Source organism: Flavobacterium azizsancarii, from assembly GCF_027980145.1.
GTDB classification, from domain to species: domain Bacteria; phylum Bacteroidota; class Bacteroidia; order Flavobacteriales; family Flavobacteriaceae; genus Flavobacterium; species Flavobacterium azizsancarii.
In genome coordinates this window covers 60,241-79,800 of sequence record NZ_JAMZNK010000020.1, presented here as the reverse complement: position 1 = coordinate 79,800, position 19,560 = coordinate 60,241, and the positions used below count along the sequence as shown (strand labels likewise).

At 33.2% G+C, this 19,560-nt stretch carries 16 protein-coding genes; 6 read left to right on the top strand and 10 right to left on the bottom strand.

Annotated features, from left to right (window positions below):
• Positions 1 to 48: 48 nt before the first annotated feature.
• Positions 49 to 2,844 carry an excinuclease ABC subunit UvrA gene (uvrA, locus tag NJT12_RS13390; RefSeq protein WP_271336422.1) on the top strand — a complete coding sequence of 932 codons (2,796 nt, stop codon included), beginning with the start codon at positions 49 to 51 and terminating at the stop codon, positions 2,842 to 2,844.
• A 250-nt stretch (positions 2,845 to 3,094) separates the two neighbouring features.
• Here the strand turns inward: uvrA and NJT12_RS13385 are convergent, their stop codons facing one another.
• From NJT12_RS13385 to NJT12_RS13350, 8 genes are all read right to left on the bottom strand, one after another.
• Positions 3,095 to 3,394: a hypothetical protein gene (locus tag NJT12_RS13385; RefSeq protein WP_072956831.1), complete on the bottom strand. Its 300-nt coding sequence runs from the start codon at positions 3,392 to 3,394 to the stop codon at positions 3,095 to 3,097.
• A 239-nt stretch (positions 3,395 to 3,633) separates the two neighbouring features.
• Positions 3,634 to 5,286, bottom strand: coding sequence for a mechanosensitive ion channel family protein (locus NJT12_RS13380; protein ID WP_271336421.1), 1,653 nt, complete (start codon positions 5,284 to 5,286; stop codon positions 3,634 to 3,636).
• 93 nt (positions 5,287 to 5,379) lie between these two features.
• Entirely contained in the window at positions 5,380 to 6,849 is a 1,470-nt protein-coding gene (locus NJT12_RS13375; RefSeq protein WP_271336420.1) for a lipopolysaccharide biosynthesis protein, read from the bottom strand.
• Between the two features lie 60 nt (positions 6,850 to 6,909).
• Positions 6,910 to 8,199, bottom strand: a complete 1,290-nt coding sequence (locus tag NJT12_RS13370) for a glycosyltransferase family 4 protein (protein WP_271336419.1) — start codon at positions 8,197 to 8,199, stop codon at positions 6,910 to 6,912.
• 2 nt (positions 8,200 to 8,201) lie between these two features.
• Positions 8,202 to 8,402 carry a hypothetical protein gene (locus NJT12_RS13365; RefSeq protein ID WP_271336418.1) on the bottom strand — a complete coding sequence of 67 codons (201 nt, stop codon included), beginning with the start codon at positions 8,400 to 8,402 and terminating at the stop codon, positions 8,202 to 8,204.
• Positions 8,399 to 8,557: a hypothetical protein gene (locus NJT12_RS13360; protein ID WP_271336416.1), complete on the bottom strand. Its 159-nt coding sequence runs from the start codon at positions 8,555 to 8,557 to the stop codon at positions 8,399 to 8,401. Before NJT12_RS13360 ends, NJT12_RS13365 begins: the two co-directional genes overlap by 4 nt.
• Before the next feature lie 131 nt (positions 8,558 to 8,688).
• The gene (locus NJT12_RS13355; protein WP_271336415.1) at positions 8,689 to 11,154 is read right to left on the bottom strand and encodes a YfhO family protein; all 2,466 of its coding nucleotides are present in this window, start codon (positions 11,152 to 11,154) and stop codon (positions 8,689 to 8,691) included.
• Positions 11,155 to 11,206: 52 nt separating this feature from the next.
• Complete coding sequence (locus tag NJT12_RS13350; protein ID WP_479686999.1) at positions 11,207 to 11,446, bottom strand: DUF4834 family protein; 240 nt, start codon at positions 11,444 to 11,446, stop codon at positions 11,207 to 11,209.
• A gap of 170 nt (positions 11,447 to 11,616) precedes the next feature.
• Here NJT12_RS13350 and NJT12_RS13345 point away from each other — a divergent pair, with 170 nt between their 5' ends.
• Positions 11,617 to 12,615 (top strand): transporter, encoded by a 999-nt coding sequence (locus NJT12_RS13345; protein WP_271336413.1) that lies wholly within the window; start codon positions 11,617 to 11,619, stop codon positions 12,613 to 12,615.
• Between the two features lie 293 nt (positions 12,616 to 12,908).
• Positions 12,909 to 14,027 (top strand): GNAT family N-acetyltransferase, encoded by a 1,119-nt coding sequence (locus NJT12_RS13340; RefSeq protein WP_271336412.1) that lies wholly within the window; start codon positions 12,909 to 12,911, stop codon positions 14,025 to 14,027.
• A 316-nt stretch (positions 14,028 to 14,343) separates the two neighbouring features.
• Here the strand turns inward: NJT12_RS13340 and NJT12_RS13335 are convergent, their stop codons facing one another.
• Together NJT12_RS13335 and capB are read right to left on the bottom strand one after the other, a co-directional pair.
• Positions 14,344 to 14,814, bottom strand: coding sequence for a hypothetical protein (locus tag NJT12_RS13335; protein WP_271336411.1), 471 nt, complete (start codon positions 14,812 to 14,814; stop codon positions 14,344 to 14,346).
• 117 nt (positions 14,815 to 14,931) lie between these two features.
• Complete coding sequence (capB, locus tag NJT12_RS13330; RefSeq protein ID WP_271336410.1) at positions 14,932 to 16,194, bottom strand: cysteate-C-fatty acyltransferase; 1,263 nt, start codon at positions 16,192 to 16,194, stop codon at positions 14,932 to 14,934.
• 345 nt (positions 16,195 to 16,539) lie between these two features.
• On the opposite strand from capB, the gene nirK reads away from it, so the two are divergent.
• The 3 genes from nirK to NJT12_RS13315 are packed head-to-tail and all read left to right on the top strand — an operon-like array spanning position 16,540 to position 19,332.
• Positions 16,540 to 17,928 (top strand): copper-containing nitrite reductase, encoded by a 1,389-nt coding sequence (nirK, locus tag NJT12_RS13325; RefSeq protein ID WP_271336440.1) that lies wholly within the window; start codon positions 16,540 to 16,542, stop codon positions 17,926 to 17,928.
• A 14-nt stretch (positions 17,929 to 17,942) separates the two neighbouring features.
• Positions 17,943 to 18,713 carry a formylglycine-generating enzyme family protein gene (locus tag NJT12_RS13320; RefSeq protein ID WP_271336439.1) on the top strand — a complete coding sequence of 257 codons (771 nt, stop codon included), beginning with the start codon at positions 17,943 to 17,945 and terminating at the stop codon, positions 18,711 to 18,713.
• 16 nt (positions 18,714 to 18,729) lie between these two features.
• Complete coding sequence (locus tag NJT12_RS13315; protein ID WP_271336409.1) at positions 18,730 to 19,332, top strand: SCO family protein; 603 nt, start codon at positions 18,730 to 18,732, stop codon at positions 19,330 to 19,332.
• Positions 19,333 to 19,560: the final 228 nt, after the last annotated feature.

The following is a 19,560-nucleotide window of genomic DNA, read 5'->3' as shown; positions in this document are numbered from 1 at the left end:
CAAAACTCAATTCAAAATTGATTACTTTTGTAAAAATTGACTTTTTTTATGCAAATTGATCTTTCTACACTCGACCCAAAACATAATATTATAATTAAAGGAGCGCAGGTACATAATTTAAAAAATGTAGATGTTGCGATTCCAAGAAATAAACTTGTCGTTATTACAGGTCTTTCAGGATCAGGTAAATCAAGTTTGGCTTTTGACACTTTGTATGCCGAAGGACAACGCCGCTATGTTGAAAGTTTATCATCATACGCGCGTCAGTTTTTAGGGCGTTTAGACAAACCAAAAGTAGAATACATAAAAGGTATTGCACCTGCAATTGCCATTGAGCAAAAAGTAAATACAACGAATGCACGTTCGACTGTTGGAACTTCGACTGAAATATACGATTACGTTAAACTTTTATTCGCAAGAATTGGACGTACTTATTCGCCAATTTCAGGATTGGAAGTTAAAAAAAACACGGTTACTGATGTTGTTGCCGATGTAAAAACATTGGAATTAGACAGCAAATGGATGTTGCTTGCTCCTATTCATTTAGAAGAAGGAAGACAATTAGAAGATAAACTAAAAGTTTTGCTGCAACAAGGTTTTGCCCGTATTTTGGTCAATAACGAAATGGTGCGTCTGGATGATTTTACGCCTACAGATTTACACAAATTAGACAATAAAGATATTTTACTAATCATTGACAGGATTGTTGTCAAAGACGAAGAAGAGTTTTATAATCGATTGGCAGATGCTGTACAAACTGCTTTTTTTGAAGGAAAAGGAATTTGCTACCTACAGGAGTTAAACTCAGATAAAAGATTTACGTATTCGAATAATTTTGAATTGGATGGAATCACATTCCTGGAGCCAAATGTTCATTTGTTCAGTTTTAATAATCCTTACGGAGCTTGCCCAGTTTGCGAAGGTTACGGAAATATTATTGGTATTGATGCTGATTTGGTTGTTCCTAATACTTCTTTATCTGTTTTCGAAAATGCAATATACCCGTGGAGAGGTGACAGCATGAGTTGGTACAAGGATGAATTGGTCAAACATGCTTACAAATTTGATTTCCCTATTCATAAACCTTACTTTGAACTTTCTGAAGAGCAAAAGGATTTAATATGGAAAGGGAATGGCTATTTTCAGGGTCTGAACGGTTTCTTTAAAGAACTGGAAGAAAAAAATTATAAGATTCAAAATCGTGTGATGCTGTCCCGTTATCGCGGAAAAACAAAATGCCACGCTTGTCGCGGAAAACGTTTACGTGAAGAGGCTTCGTACGTAAAAATAAATGGTAAAACGGTTTCTGATTTAGTTGATTTACCGATTAAACATTTGGTTACTTTTTTCAAAAACATCGATCTTAATGTTTACGAACAGCAAATTGCCAAACGTTTAATGGTCGAAATCAATAATCGTTTGTCTTTCCTGACAGAAGTTGGTCTGGATTACCTTACTTTAAATCGAAATTCGGCAACCCTTTCCGGAGGAGAATCGCAACGTATTAACCTTGCTACATCATTAGGAAGCAGTTTGGTGGGTTCTATGTATATTCTCGATGAGCCAAGTATTGGTTTGCACCCAAAAGATTCAGAGCGATTAATTAAGGTTTTGCTTTCGCTTCGTGATTTAGGAAATACAGTGATTGTTGTTGAGCATGATGAAGATATCATGAAAGCTGCTGATATGATTATAGATATTGGTCCTGAAGCAGGAACTTTTGGTGGTCATTTAGTCGCTCAGGGAACTTATGAAGAAATATTAAAATCAGATTCATTAACAGCAAAATACCTCAATGGCGATTTAGAAATTTCAGTTCCTAAAAAGAGACGAAAATTCAAAAATCATATTGATATTGTTGGTGCCAGAGAAAATAACTTAAAAAATATTAATGTTACGTTTCCTTTAGACGTTTTAACTGTAATTACGGGAGTTTCGGGAAGTGGGAAAAGTACATTGATTAAGAAAATCCTATTTCCGGCGATGCAGAAAAAGCTGGAAAATGCATCTGAAAAAGCAGGTCAGTTTAGCGAAATAAAAGGTTCTTTTTCGCAGATCAAACATATCGAATATGTTGATCAAAACCCAATTGGAAGAAGTTCAAGATCAAATCCGGTAACTTATATCAAGGCTTACGATGAAATTCGTGATCTGTATGCCAAAGAAAAATTATCAAAAATAAGAGGATATCAGGCGAAACACTTCTCTTTTAATGTTGATGGAGGCCGTTGTGAAACTTGTAAAGGAGAAGGCTCTATAAATGTCGAAATGGTCTTTATGGCCGATGTATCATTGCCTTGTGAAACTTGTGGAGGAAAACGATTCAAAAAAGAAGTTTTAGAGATTACTTTTGACAATAAAAATATCAACGATATTCTAACTATGACTATCGATGATGCAATTGCTTTTTTTAATAAAAACAAACAAACAAAAATTACTCAAAAATTACAGCCGCTTCAGGATGTAGGTTTGGGTTATGTACAATTAGGACAATCTTCATCGACACTTTCCGGTGGTGAAGCACAACGTATCAAATTAGCCTCGTTTTTAGTAAAAGGCGCCACGAAAGACAAAGCTTTATTTGTATTTGATGAACCTACAACAGGTTTACACTTTCATGACATCAAAAAACTATTAGCTTCTTTTGATGCTTTGATAGAAAAGGGACATTCGATAATTGTAATCGAACACAATCTTGACCTGATAAAATGTGCAGATTGGATTATTGATTTAGGTCCTGAAGGTGGAGAAAACGGTGGGCATTTATTAGCCGTGGGAACGCCGGAAGATATTGTAAAAGAGAAAAAATCAATTACAGGGATTTATTTGAAAGATAAATTGTAAAAAAAGCTACTAAGTCTCTAAGGTTGTTCTAAGTTTTTCAGACTGAACTTACTGTGATACTATTACCCTGAGGTATAATTTTATTCTAAAAAAAATAATATAAAATAACATTTACCGCAAAGTGGTCGAAGGGCATCACGTAAAGCTTCGACTTCGCTTAGCCGGACAGACAAATAAAAATAATTAAGCCATAAATTACAATAATTATTTACTGTAATTTATGGCTTTTCTGTTTTAAAAATTTAAATCGTTAAGCTACTAAACATCTTTCCTCAAAGGGAAATCCATCTTCATCAATGGCAACTAATACTTTTTTTTGCTTTGAGGCCTCAATGGTTAGATAAAGCCATGCAAATGACCACAATCCTAAAGTCAGGCAAAAAATAATGAAATTCAAACCATGATTTACCACTTTTCCGCCTTTGGAAAGAACTGCAAAAAGAAATTCGTCATTTCTCTCTTCTAATGTAAATCCATTATGAACTTTGTTTGATATCATATTAGAAAATACTTGTAAGCTTTGCTCCTGACTGAGTTCATTCTTTTTCATAATCATTCATTAATAAATTAATCCAAATACTACTACAATTACTTTGTATATTTTAATTTTGTAACAATTGTTACAATCCTAAAAACAGCACAACCCTCACTTTTATTGCCTTAAGTCAGATATTTTTTATCTCAAAAAGCGAAGTGTTGCCAAATTCTCACATAAAATTATATTTTATAAAATTAACTGCAAAACAAACCACTGTTAATTTTTTTAAGTTTTATCAGATTATCGATATTTTAGTCTTTCTTTTTAATATTAAAAGAAGGCGCTTCATAATCCTTTTTCAAATAATTTTCAGGAATAGTAGTATTGTTTCCGTCACGTACTGCATTATAGTGCGGCGACATAATCTCGATTCCTGCAGCATTAAACGAATCCTGAATATTTTGATGAAGCGACGAATAAATTAATGGCTGTTTTGTGGGTTGTTTGGTATAAACATTAATCTGGTACGAAACGTAAAAATCATCTAAACTGGTTTGCAAAACAAAAGGCTGTGGGGTTTTCTCTATCATTTCTGTTTTTAATGCAGCTTCTATCAAAGCTTTATGAATTGCTGCCCAGGGTACATCATAACCTATTGAGACTGTGGTATGAATTAGCAAACCATTGTTGACCTGCTTTGTATTCGAAGAATAATTTGTAGATGTACTTGACAAAACCGTAGCATTTGGTATAGTAATATCTTCAAATTTTGGCGTTCTGATACGGGTAACCAAAGCTGTTTTTTCGATAACTTCACCACTTACATCTCCTATTTTTATAAAATCTCCTATCTTAAACGGACGCATATAAGTAATCACCAATCCTGCAACCATATTTGCAATCGCATTAGAAGAACCTAGTGAGAATAAAATACCTACGAACACTGAAACTCCTTTGAAAATTGGAGAATCTGATCCTGGCAAATAGGGAAAAATAATAACGACCATAAAAGCCAGCAATAGAAATCGTATAATATTAAATGTTGGCATTGCCCAGTCACTATAAAAGCCATCAATTTTTATATTTTCTTTTTTAATTTCATCAAAAAAGAATCGGATTACTCTTATGGTGTATTTAAAAATAAAGACGATTACTACGATTGTAACCAAACTTGGCAGGAAATCGACAAATCCCATCACAGCTAATTTTGCAGGAGTAAGGATCCATCGCAATAAAGTTGTTGTATAAGCTTCTGTAGCCGGAAAAATACTAAACAGTATAGGCAATGACAAATAAACAATTAAAATGAGCGTAATACCTTTTACAAAGCTGTACAAACGCATTAAAAGAAATTGCTGCTTTTGCGGTGACAGGATTTTTATATTATTATAGGTAAATCCTTTAAAATATTTATCGCTGTTTTTTAGGATATGTAGCTTTATGCGATTAAAAGCTTTGCCTACAAAATACAAAACTATACCTATAATTAAAATTAACAAAGCTGTATATCCTAACCTTTTAGGAAGCATTGAATAGTTTTCATTTTGATAAATGATTGCTTTTTTAATCAAACCTAAATTTCGTTTGGCGATATAAGCGGCTGTTTGATTTTCGGCCATTGCATCGATATCTAAAATAGACATGATCACAAAATCGTTCTTATACATAATATCCTGAGATATGTCTGAAGGCACGACTGAAATAGAATCTTCCTGAAAAAAAGAATCTTCGTAAAGTTTTCTGATTTTTTCGGTAATAGCATTTGCCCTGCTTTCGGCAGAGAAAGAACCTACTTTATTGTAGACATAAAAAAGTGTGTCTTTAAAAGGAGCAACAGGATATTTTTTTTGCTTTAATTCAGGAATCGCCGTTTTTGATGTTTGTATACTATCTTTTTGGGCAAAAACCAATGTAGAAAACAAAGTAATGAAGAACACTAAAAAACAAAGTATTTTCTTTTTCATATCTGCCGGCAATTAATTGATTATCCTTGCAACAAATATAAAAACAAAATAGGTCCAAATCTAAATTACTTTGCTTTTCCCAATAAAATCGTACTAAATTTTAATTCCTATTTTTCGAAAAAGCATATCGATCACTTTATTAATATCAGGAGAGATATTAAACTTGTAATTCAGGTAAACATATAAAATCGTTACTAAAACTGATTTTAAGGCAATTCCAATTAATGGATAAACAGGAAACTCCCAAAAATAAAACATCAAAAACAAAGCGCCTGTAACGGCTAGTGAATGGAGATTTTGCTTTGTAAACGGATATAAGTCAAGCTTCTTAACCACAAACAGCAGCTTGGCTAAACTGTATAGGGTTATGGACAATAATGTCGCAAATGCAGATCCTATAATACCCATAATTGGTATGAAAATTATATTTAAAACAAAGGTCGCAACAACTAAAGCCAATCCCAAAAACAATACCGTACGATAGTATTTTGTATTGAAGATGATCGCATTATTATTACCTAAGATAAGATCAAAATACTTTGATAAACCAATCATAAAAACTACAGGAATACCGCCTCTGTAATCTTCGGGAACAATTTCGTACAGCTGATCGATATTAACAAAAATACACAACATTACAAATCCTCCCACAATCTGAAGATTTATTGAGGTTTTTTTATACAAACTATTTAGTTCATCATGTTTGTTTTCGTGCATTAATCTGGCGGTAATTGGATATACAATCTGATGCATCGCACGACTTGGAACCGAAATAACTAAAGCAATATACGTAGCTACTGAATAATAAGCAATATTCTCAATCTTCATATATTGATTCAGGATCAGCTTATCACCATCTAAAAGTAAATTGGCTACACTTCCTGAGAGAATTATAAAAAAAGTATATTCCATTACACTTTTTACATTCACAGGAATACTGATTTGAAACTTAGGCTTTTTGATATAAAAGGCATAAAACATCGTAATCAAAAATGCTACAAAATAAATAGCTGCCGTAAAATACACAAACTGAACTAGGCTCATCCAATTAAAATATAATCCTACCAAAGCGATAGTAGAAACCAAACGCAAACCTACTTCCTTTATAAAATTTCCAAAAACAGAATGCATATGAACTCTTGCCCAGGCATAGAAAATCTCAAAATAGGCCATACAGATTCCAATAAATGGAATTAAGAACATAAACTCTTTTACAACAGGATTTTTCTTGGTTACAAAGGCTGTAATATCATCAAAAAAGAAAATCCCGATAATCCCTAACGGAATACACATCAGGATAGGAAACAAGGCTGTAAAAGACAAAAACTGCTCTCTTTCTTCTTCGGTTTTATACTGGGAATAAAATTTGACTAATGTATTTTGCATTCCAATAGCAAACAATGGCATAATAACATTTGCAGCAGACAAAATATAGTTTGTCAATGCATAATATGTTGCTCCCAGATAAATTGGGTACAGGTAAAGTGTATTAACAGCCCCAATAGCGAAACCTATATATGTAATAATTGTATTTTTGAAAGACTGATTTAAAACAATACCCATTTTTGGATTTTAGATTTTAGTACCGATAGCTATCGGGTTTGATTTCAGATTATTGCAATCTTAAGATTCGTTAATCAATTGTGCCAATTGTTTGGTCAGGTTTTTTCTTGAATATTGTTGTAAACCAACACCATTGGCTTGTAATTTCCCCTCCAAAAATTGATTATAAAAGTCCAAAATTACACTTTTTAATTTCGCTTTTTCAGAATAATCAAAAAATACTCCCGTATTTGTATCTGTAATAATGTCGGCAAAATCAGAACCCTTTGGCCCAATGGCAATTATTGGACGGTTTGACACCATATATTCAAACAATTTACCGGGAATTATACTTTTAGTATCTTCAGAATTAATCTCTATTAAAAGTAAAACCTGAGATTTTTTTTGATGTGCAATTGCTTCGTGATGCGAAACATATCCCAGAAGATTCAAATAGTCATTTAACTGAAATTCTGCAATCGAATCAAGAACTTCCTGACTTACCGCCCCAATCAATTTAATTTCTAAATGTGATTTAAAGCTTTCTATTTCCCGAAGTAATTCTACCAGACATTCCCATAAAAATTCAGGGTTTCTATCTGATAAAAATGATCCAATATGTGCTAAAGTAAATTTTGTATCGAGAGTTTGTTTCTCTACATTTTCGATATCATAACCATTTGTAATAACCGAAATAGGTTTATTGGTAATCGCCTGAAACTCGGTTTTTGTAGTTTTACTGGTTACAATAATGGTATCTGCAGTATTTAGTACTTTACTCTCAAGAGTTTTGTGCTTTTTTGCAGCATAAGCTGATAATCGCAATGCTTTATGGTATCCAATCGTTGTCCATGGATCGCGAAAATCTGCAAACCATTTTACATTTAATTTTTCTTTGAGTTCTAAACCTATTAAATGCAAACTATGTGGTGGCCCGGAAGTTACAATCGTATCGATATTATTCTCCTTAATGTACTTTTCAAGATAAGTCACAGAAGGCTTTACCCAAAAAACACGGGCATCCGGAATAAAAAGATTTCCCCTGATCCAGAGAAATGTTTTATCTAAAAAGGTTTGCTTTTTCTTGTGAGGAAAAATTCCGGAACTAATTTTCTTGGTTTTGTTTTTAGAAAAAACAGAAGCCAATTGATAAGGTTCCCAAATTTTGTTCTTTAAAACAATCACTTTATCAGAGATCTGGCTCACCAAACCTTCATCGACTATTGGGTAAGTTGGATTCTCAGGAACATAAACAATAGGCTGAACACCAAATTCAGGCAAATACTTTACAAATTTCAACCAACGCTGTACACCAGGTCCTCCTGCCGGTGGGAAATAATAGGTAATAATTAAGAGTTTTTTTTGTTCCAAGTTTATTCAATTTCTGAAAATATCAGTTTAAGTATATTATTCTGCTCTATTATTGGCCTTGCCAAGTTAGTATCTTCCAAGTAAATATCAATATGACCTGTATTTCTATTATAACCATATATATTTACTGCAAATCTTCCAATAGTTATATATTTCTTTGTTTTCAAAAAACTATTCCAAATAGCTACTATTTGTTCATTCATCGTTTTTTAGATTGAATTACTTTTGCCGTTTTCAGCATATAAGAAACTTCGATAATTGCCATTAATTTTTCTAAATACGAAAGCGATTGTATTTCAGCTATTCTATTAGCTTCCAATTCTTTTGGAGTACCAAAACTTAATACATTTTTTTTCATTGTCTAGCCCTTAACATGTATTAGCAAAGATACTAAATGATCCTAATTCCTAATTAGAATACCCCTTGAGTCTCCTTTTTAATTTTCACCTTCTTTCGTTCATGAAAATTCGCGAAGTTTTGCAAAGATTTTTAACTATTTTTTGGAGTCTCTTTGTAACTTTTTTGTGAATCTTTACGAAAGAATCTTTCGAAATAAATTCCTCCAATCAAAAGCAATAACATCCCTATTGAGCTTACCAAATTAATTATACCTCCTGTTTTTATAACCTGAGGTTCAAATTTAAACTCTATAGTGTGTTGTCCTCCCGGAATTTCCATTGCTCTTAAAACATAATTAACCGGGAAATGATTTGTCAGTTGACCATCGATATAGGCATTCCAACCATTTTTGTAATAAATCTCAGAAAAAACAGCCAGGCCATCTTTTGCATTATCAGATTTATACTTGATATAGTTTGGCTTGTACTCTACTACTTTAATCGTTCCTGTAGTATCCCATTGTTTCTTTAAACGGGCACTTTTAAACTTAGCTTCATTCTCACGAACATTAAAAACAGCTACGCTTTTAGTATCAATATGATCCAAAGTTTTCATTACATCGTCCGGCTTATTTACCAATTTTACGGCACTAACGAACCAAGCATTTCCATTTGCATTTGGATTTACTGTCGGAAATTCTTTTCCTTGTTTATCAGTTTGGATAATGTACTTAACATTCAACATATCCAAAACTTCCATATTATTTTTTGCAATCTGGTAATCGAATAACTGTTGAATTCTTCTAGGTTTTGCAGCATGATATCCTCCAAGCGAATGGTGAAAATAAGATGCACGCGCACTTGACATATTTCCGTTTACTTCGAAAACCCTGTAATGTGTTGTATCTTTTAAAATCTGAGCATCAGAAGGCGTTTCCTGAAAAGGAGCCGCAATCTGTGCAGGGCTCACAAAATCTTTAGCAGAAACGTATTTTTTATCTACAAAAAACAAATCGAAAATCATTAAAAGACCTACGATAATCAAAGTCGTTTGTTGAGCTAGTTTATTTTTGATATACAACCATAAAATTCCAAAAGTCAGTACAATAAAAAAGCCTGAACGCAATAAATCTGCAGAATATAAACTCTTTCTGTCTTCTTTTAAAGCGTCAACGAAAGCCGGTCCGTAAGTTTCTAAAAAATAATTATCACTGCTTCCTGTAAAATGAAACATTCCTTTGGCAAATACTAAAATTATAATAATTCCTATACCAAAAGTACCTGTTTGAATTAATGCCTTTTGCTGTAATTTAGGTTCGTCTTTAGCTTTAAAAAACGATTGTAACCCCATAACAGCCAAAACAGGAAAACATAACTCAAGAATAACCTGAATAGAGGATACTGCTCTGAACTTATCATACATTGGAATGTAATCAATAAAAAAGTCTGTTAACAATGGGAAATTTTTACCCCATGAAAGCACTAAAGAAACTAATGCTCCTGAAAGGAATACGTATTTTATTTTTCGATCATCGATAAACAATGCTAAAACTCCCAAAAAGAAAACAACAACACCAATGTAAGCCGGCGCAGCCACAATAGGCTGATCTCCCCAATACGTTGGCATTCCGGATACAAAATCCTGAGCTTGTTCTGATGGAACTCCCTGTTCAAGCATAAAAGCATACATACGGCTATCCGTACCTACATTTTCATGATTTGAACCTCCAAAAAGCCTTGGTGCAATTAAATTAAAACTTTCAGGAATTCCGTAACTGTATTCTGTTATATATTCACGGCTTAAAGCATTTTCATTAACCTTTTTAGATCCGTCAGGATTAAACGTTAATTCGCTATTGCTGCGTGTACTAAATTTAGCATACTCGCTGGTCGCCATTAAGTTGGCTGCATTTGCACCAATGGCAAAAATTCCCGCAACAGCCAAAACCCCAATAGCTCTCAAAAGAGGCTTATACTCTTTTTCTTTGATGAAATTGAAAGCAAAATAACCCGATAGTATCAATAAGAATATCAATAAATAATAGGTCATTTGAAAGTGGTTCGCGTTAATTTCTAACGCAACCGCAAACATGGTGAGCAAACCTCCCCAAATATATTTTTTCTGGAAAACCAATATAAATCCGGCGATAACAAGCGGCATATAGGCAATTGCATGTGCTTTTGCATTATGACCAACGCCCAGAATAATAATTAAATAGGTAGAAAAACCAAATGCGAGTGCCCCTATAAATGCCTTTAAAGGATCTGTTTTTAATACTAACAATAATCCGTAAAAGCCTAAGAAATATAAAAATAAATAATCAGCAGGACGAGGCAAGAAACGTAAAACATCATCTAAATGTCCCACAAAATCATTTGGATAATTAGCTCCCAACTGATAAGTTGGCATACCGCCAAACGCAGAATTTGTCCAATATGGCTCTGAATGTTCTGTCGCTCTAAAATCATTTTGCTCTTTTGCCATTCCGGTATATTGAGCAATATCCGACTGGAAAATCTGTTTTCCTTGTAAAACCGGGTAAAAATAAATTAACGAAACGAGAATAAACCCCATTATAACAAGGGCATGCGGATAGAACTTACTTACTATTTTCAATTTAGGCTGGTTTGGGTTAAATGATGAATCCTGTTAACTCTAGGACACAAACTTAATCTATTTCTTCGTAATCAACGTAATCGCCCACCTTTTTGGTTTCGCGAGGTTTTTTTGCATTTGTAGTGTCAATGATTATCTCATCGTTTTTTGTACGCGTTTGCTGCCACGAATCACTCTGGCTATATTGTTGTTGTCTCTGAAAATTCTGTCCTGCTTTCTGAACTGCTTTTTTAACCAATACCGGCAAAAAGATTCTAGCCAAAAATTTAAAAATATAATAAAATGCTATCATATAAAATATAGCTTTTATTAAACCTGAAAAAGATGCTTCTTGCATAATTGTATAATTTTTCCCCAAAATTAATAAATCAATTCTTTAAAATTAAAATATCAATCTTAAATAAATAATAAAATATAGTACATTTGAAATGCGTTATTACTTTTTAATCTAAAAAAACATTCATGTTAAAAAATAAAAACTTACTTATTGCAGCCTTTTGTTTAGTTCCACAATTTTTCTTTGCACAATATACAGATATTATTAATTCAAATCGTCCGGGTGAAACGATGTCTGCCTATGCAGTAGGAAAATCAGTTATCCAGGCCGAACTTGGCGTTTATGGTATCAAGGAAAAACATGATTTATTAGATTATGACGCAAGTGGCTTTGGTACAGATCTGACTTTGCGTTATGGTGCTTTTTTAGAGCAATTAGAGTTTATTGTGGATTTGCAATATCAAACAGAAAATTTTGATACTCCATATACCAGTTATAAAAAGAATAATTTTAAACAAACTGTTTTAGGAGCTAAATATTTGATTTATGATCCTTATAGAAATTACAAAAAAGAAACGAATATCTACAGTTACAAAGCCAATCGCAGCTTTAACTGGCACGAATTGATTCCTGCTGTTTCTGTTTTTGCAGGAGCAAATTTTGTTGGCGCTGATAATCCCTACGCATTTGGTTCTCATTCGCAGTATTCATCATCTCAATTTAGCATTTCGCCAAAAGTAATGTTGATTACTCAAAATTTATTTGGTGGCGGAAAATGGGTTTTTGTGACCAATATTATTGCAGATTATGTTACAACTGACTACCCTAGTTATGGCTATGTTCTAACCCTAACTCATGGATTTAATGACAAATGGTCTGGTTTTGTTGAAAATCAAGGTTACAAAAGTGATTTATATAGCGATGCAATTGCCCGTGGAGGAGCCGCTTATCTGATCAATTCAAATTTACAAGTGGATGCTTCTGTAAGTACCAATTTTAAAAACACACCTTCTGTTTTATATGGCGGAGTTGGTGTGTCATGGCGTTATGACGGAAGTTATAAAGAGAAGCAAATGGAATTTAAAGCGAAGGATAAAGCCAAAAAGAATAAAGATAATCAGATGGAACAAAGAGAAATTGATTATCAGGCAAAAGAAAGAAAACGTAAAGCTAAGTACGAATAAAAGAAATCAGGAAAATTCAGATATAAAAGAACACATTTAGTATTAGTCCCTCAATAAATTCTAACAATTTTAATCCGGCTAAAACAACCAATGGGTTAATTTTGGGAGCTTACAAAAAATAAAAAAGACATTAATAAAAGATCGATATAAAGTATCATGATAAAAAATTAAGCCCATTTATTTGGGCTTTTTTTATATCATTCTTTTTTCTTTTACTAAAGATAACTATATTCGTTGCCATCAATTCTATGAGTAATTTTACCTGGAATATTCTTAAAACAAATACGATCTTAATGATTACAATTAAAGAAGCCAAATCAAAAAAGGAATTAACAGACTATATCAAATTTCCATTTTCACTCTACAAAGACAATCCATATTGGGTTCCTCCTATTATTGCGGATGAATTAGAGTCTTTTGACAAAACAAAAAATCCTGCTTTTGATAATGCCGAAGCTTATTTTTATCTGGCTTACAAAGACAATGAAATCGTAGGCCGCATTACGGCTATCATTAATTGGTCTGAGGTAAATAATCAGCACAAAAGAAAAGTTCGTTTTGGCTGGTTTGACGTTATTGATGATGTTGAAGTTACCAAAGCTTTATTAGAAAAAGTATACGAACTTGGAAAACAAAACAATCTGGAGCATGTTGAAGGCCCAATGGGTTTTTCTAATTTAGATAAAGTTGGCGTTCTTACTGAAGGTTACGACCAAATGGGAACGATGATTACCTGGTACAATCACCCTTACTATGTAACTCATTTTGAGCAATTGGGTTTTAAAGTTGAGAAAGAATATATCGAAAGTATTTTTCCGTTTTCAAATGTTAAACCAGAGTTTTTTCTGAAAGCACAGGAATTAATCAAAAAAAGATACGGTTTAAGATCGCTTACTTTTACTAAAACAAAAGACATTATGCCTCATGTAGACAAAATGTTTGATTTGTTTAACGATTCGTATGCAAAATTATCTTCATTTGTTGCCATTTCAGACGTTCAGAAAGAATATTTCAAGAAAAAATACATCAGTTTTATCAATCCGGAATACATCAAGTTTGTGGTCGATAAAGATGATAATTTAGTTGCTTTTAGTATCGTAATGCCAAGTTTTTCTGAAGCTTTGCAAAAAGCAAAAGGAAAGCTTTTTCCGTTTGGATTTATTCATTTATTAAGAGCCCGAAAAAAGAGTAAAGATGTTGTTTTCTACCTCATCGGAGTTCATCCTGATTATCAGAATAAAGGTGTTACAGCAATTATTTTTGACGAGTATTTTAAAACTTTTTCTGAAAAAGGAATTAAAAATTGTATCAGAACACCAGAATTGGCAGAGAATACAGCTATTCATTTATTATGGAAAAATTTTGATCCAAAGATTCACTGTCAAAGAAAAACGTATTCAAAAGACCTTTAAAGAAGTATTCCGTTTTCATTTTCAGCTAACAGAATAATACAAGCACAGAAATGTCAGATATAAAAATTTGTGACGAATGCAAAAGTGAATTTTACAAAGATAAATCAGTAATGGAAAATTTATGTCCTGAATGTTCCAGTATTTTATACGGATATGAAAATTGTAAACACGAATTCGATAATCTGCGTTGTCTAAAATGTTACTGGAATGGAAATTCTACCAACTACTTAAATAAAATTAAAAACAAATAATAAAAAATCCATTCGCCCCCAAACGAATGGATTTTTTTATTCTCATTATTTATATTCAGCTTCAATTATTCTGCAGTACAATCAACTTTTGTCAGAACATTTTTCTGATCAAATTTCAATAGTTTTTTATTTTTAAAAGAAACTTTTCCATTTGCTTCTGCAACATCTCCATAACCTTCAACAAAAGTTCCTTCTTGTTTTAGAAAAGCAACTTCTCTAACTGATGAAACTCCTTCAGACATAAAAGTATAATCTGCGATTAGAGTATCTCCTTTCATGTTGCCAATCAACGTTCCTTCATTTTTATCTTTTCCAGCTATATTATAGCTCAATTTACCATTTACTTCCTGATGTGAATTGACATTAAAGCTCATCTTTACAGCAGATGACGCGTAACACTGATCACCGGCAGGTTCAACTATTTCAGCTTCTTTTGGTGCACCTGCAGGAATTTCTACAGGTTCAGCTACCTGATCCTTTTTACAGGAAGCAAAGATGCTTAAAACAACAATCGTAATTGCTAGTACTTTTTTCATATTATTTATTTTTACTGGGTTAGTACAATAAAATTACTTTAAATAAAAAAAAATCCATTCGCATAACGAATGGATTTTTTACATAATTCCCATATTAGGAATTTATTTTTCAAGAAATTAAGCGTCTAAATCAACTTTAGTTCTGCTTGCAATTTCTTTGTAAGTTCCGTTTTCTAATTTTTCACGAATTGCTTCAAATGCAACTAACGTTTCATCAATATCAGATAATGTATGAGAAGTTGTTGGGATCATTCTTAACAAAATAATTCCTTTTGGAATTACCGGATAAATTACAATCGACAAGAAAATACCGTAGTTTTCTCTTAAATCATTTACCATTACCATTGCTTCCGGCACACTTCCTTCTAAATAAACTGGTGTTACACAAGTATTTGTATCTCCAATATTAAAGTTTCTTGAACGTAAACCGTTTTGTAATGCATTTACATTTTCCCACAGTTTATCTTTCAATTCAGGATGATTACGCAATAACTCTAAACGTTTCAAAGAACCAATTGTTTGAATCATTGGCAATGCTTTTGCAAACATTTGAGAACGTAAATTGTATTTTAAGTAATCGATAATGTCTTTATCAGCTGCTAAAAAGGCACCAATATTAGCCATTGATTTTGCAAAAGTCGAGAAGTAAACGTCAATACCGTCCTGAACTCCCTGCTCCTCACCTGCTCCGGCTCCTGTTTTACCAAGAGTACCAAAACCGTGCGCATCATCTACCAATAAACGGAAATTATATTTTTCTTTTAAGGCTACAATTTCTTTAAGTTTACCTTGTTGTCCACGCATTCCAAAAACACCTTCAGTAATAAATAAAATTCCACCACCTGTTTCAGTTGCCATTTTAGTAGCACGCTGCAGGTTTTTTTCCATACTTTCAAGATCATTGTGTTTGTATGTAAAACGTTTACCCATGTGCAAACGAACACCATCAATAATACAAGCATGAGAATCTACATCATAAACAATGATATCGTTTTTAGTTACTAAAGCGTCAATAGTCGAAACCATTCCCTGATAACCAAAATTCAATAAATAAGCAGCCGGTTTCATTACAAACTCAGCCAATTCATTTTCTAATTGCTCATGATATTTAGTATGTCCTGACATCATGCGGGCTCCCATTGGGTAAGCTGCACCAAACTGAGTTGCTGCATCAATATCTGCCTGACGAACTTCCGGGTGATTTGCGAGACCTAAATAGTCATTCAAACTCCAATTTAAAATATCTTTTCCACCAAATTTCATTCTAGGACCAAGTTCACCTTCTAATTTAGGGAACACAAAATATCCCTCAGCTTGTGAAGCCCATTTTCCTAATGGCCCTTTATTGTTCTGAATTCTTTCGAATAAATCTTTTACCATAAATATATTTTGAAGTAATAATTTTAATTTATACAGGGTGCAAAAATAATGATTATTATTCTAAAATTGAGTTTGCCAATTATTTTTATCGAAAAATAATCTGAATATCAATATTTAGAAAATAAAGCACATTTTAAAGCTCTCACTTTAACAAGATTAACCCCTATTGTTAGTATCAGAATTAAATTACAATTTATTTGCTTACATGACTTTTATCATAATAAAAGACTTCTTTGTCTTTTAGATTTGCTTATAGATTTAAAACTAAAATTAGCCAAACTTGTTATGAGAAAAAGATTTAAAATGCCCTTGAAATTAAAAGCTGTTTTTTGTGTCGCTTTTACAATGCTATTGTTTACATCATGTAAAAAAGGAGAAGAATCAACTGACTATACAGCTATTGTAACTGATGGAGAAATGGAGGCTGAACTTACAGCTCCGCCAATGGTGCCTAAACCTATTGGAAACCGACCTGCGATGAAGCTAAAGGTTAATATGGAAATAAAAGAGCAGGAAGGTACTATGACTGACGGTGTAAAATACACATACTGGACATTTGGCGGTTCTGTTCCGGGAAGTTTTATCAGAACACGTGTTGGTGATGAAGTCGAATTTCACTTAAGAAACCATCCGGATAATAAATTACCGCATAATATTGATTTACATGCCGTAACCGGACCAGGAGGCGGAGCGACATCATCATTGGTAGCTCCGGGACATGAAAAAGTATTTAGTTTCAAGGTAATAAATCCGGGACTGTATGTTTACCATTGTGCCACGGCTCCGGTTGGAATGCACATTGCAAACGGAATGTACGGTTTGATTCTGGTAGAACCTGCGGGCGGACTTCCTCCGGTAGATAAGGAATACTATGTTATGCAGGGTGATTTTTATACTCAGGGTGAATATGGAGCTAAAGGACTTCAGCCTTTTGACATGAATAAAGCGGTAAAAGAAACTCCTGATTATGTTGTGTTTAACGGAAGAGTGGGTTCGCTGGCAAATGGAGGTGAACTTACGGCAAAGGTGGGAGAAACTGTTCGTTTATTCGTTGGAAATGGAGGACCAAACCTGGTATCTTCTTTTCACGTTATTGGCGAAATATTTGACAATGTGCATGTAGAAGGCGGAACTCTGATTAATAAAAATGTACAGACTACTCTAATTCCCGCCGGTGGAGCATCTATAGTTGATTTTAAAGTAGAAACTCCCGGTAATTTTATCATCGTTGACCACTCTATTTTTAGAGCTTTTAACAAAGGTGCATTGGGAATCTTAAAAGTTGAAGGTCCTGAGAATAAAAAAGTGTATTCAGGAACTATTCAGGAAGGTATTTATTTACCCGAGGGAGGAACTATTCAAAAAATGCCTACTACAGAAGCTGCTAAAACCGTAACCCCAAAAAGAACTGTAGCTGAGAAAATAAAAATTGGAAAAGAGATTTTTGGCACAACTTGTTTTGCCTGCCATCAATCTGAAGGACAAGGAATTGCCAGCGCATTCCCTCCTCTTGCAAAATCTGATTATCTTAATGCTGATCCTAAACGAGCAATTAAAACAATCTTGCATGGTTTAAGCGGGGAAGTAACTGTAAATGGCAAAAAATACAATAATATTATGCCAAGCCAGAATTTATCTGATGATGAGATAGCAAATGTTATGACTTATATATATAATAGTTGGGGAAATAACAAAACAGATATTACACCTGAAATGGTAAAAGCACTAAGATAACAACATTAAATATGATGCAAAAAAGCATTTTCATTATTATTCTTTTCTTGGCTCACATGGGAATGATTAGAGCACAAGAATCGAAAATGGTTCCGATAAAAGAGGGTTCATTTGTCCCTCTTTACGGGGCTACAGTAAAAAAACCTGTAGTTGTAAAACCTTTTTTTATAGATGTTTATCCGGTTACAAATAATGAGTTTCTGAGCTTTATTAAAAAAAATCCAACTTACAGCAAATCTAAAATTAAAGGAATTTTTGCTGACAAAAGTTATCTGCTATATTGGAAAACTGATTTTGATTTTGGAAATTCAAATCCTAAAGCTCCTGTAACGAATGTTTCGTGGTTTGCAGCCAAAAAATATTGTGAATGCCAGGGAAAACGTTTACCTACAATGGATGAATGGGAATATGTGGCGATGGCAGATGAAAAAAGGATTGATGCCAGAACTAAAGCTGAATTTAACAAATACATTTTGTCATGGTATGAAAAATCGAAAACATTCGAAAACCCTATTGGCAAAACATTCAAAAATTATTGGGGCGTTTATGATATGCATGGATTGGTTTGGGAATGGACCGCAGATTTTAACAGCATCTTTTTATCCGGAGAATCGAGAAAGGACAAAAGTGATGATAAAAACCTTTTTTGCGGAGGCGCATCAGTTAATGCAACTGACCTGATGGATTATGCCGCTTTTATGCGATATGCTTTTAGAGGCAGTCTTAAGGCGCAATACTCGACCAGAAATCTGGGTTTTAGATGTGCCAGCACAACTAAACTATAATTTTAAATGATTTAAAATGAGAAAAACAATAATAGCAATTTTCATTCTTCTTTTTGTTCTGCAAAGTTGCAAAGAATCTAAAAAAGAAGACAGTTCATTAGCCGGAAAAGAAAAACCAATCAGTGATTTATCTATTTATAATTTGCCGTCTCAATGGACAAATCAAGATGGAAAAAATATTGAACTGAAAAGCCTGAAAGGAAATGTGCTGGTCATGGTAATGATTTATACAACCTGCAAAGCTGCCTGCCCGCGATTGGTCGCCGATATGAGAAATATAGAATCACGGCTAAATGAAAAAACCAAGAAAAATGTAAAACTGATTCTGGTAAGCATTGACCCGGAAACAGATACTCCTGAAAAATTAAAAGCATTTGCTATTGCTAATAAAATGGAAAATGATCCATGGATTTTCTTGCGCTCGACTGAAGATAATACCCGGGAATTTGCAGCAGTACTTGCCGTCAATTATAAAAAAATATCTCCTATAGATTTCTCACACTCTAATATTATAAGTGTTTTTAATCCAGATGGAGAATTGATTTACCAACAAGAAGGTTTGGGGGTGAACAATGATAAAACGGTAGACAGAATAAATCTGGAAGCCGACAAAATTTAATTAGGTTAATTAATTCGTAAAAGAACAAGGGAAGATTTTAATTAATCGACTCTTGTTTTTTGTTTTATAGTAAGCAGGAGAATTAACCGCAAGTGGTGCAAAGTATAAAATACTTTTATCCCAATAGCTATATTGGTGGTGCAAAAAAAGAACGCGGATTAAACTGATTTACAAAAGTAAAGACACGGATAAAAACAGATTATAAAACAATAAAAAGAAAATCCGTTT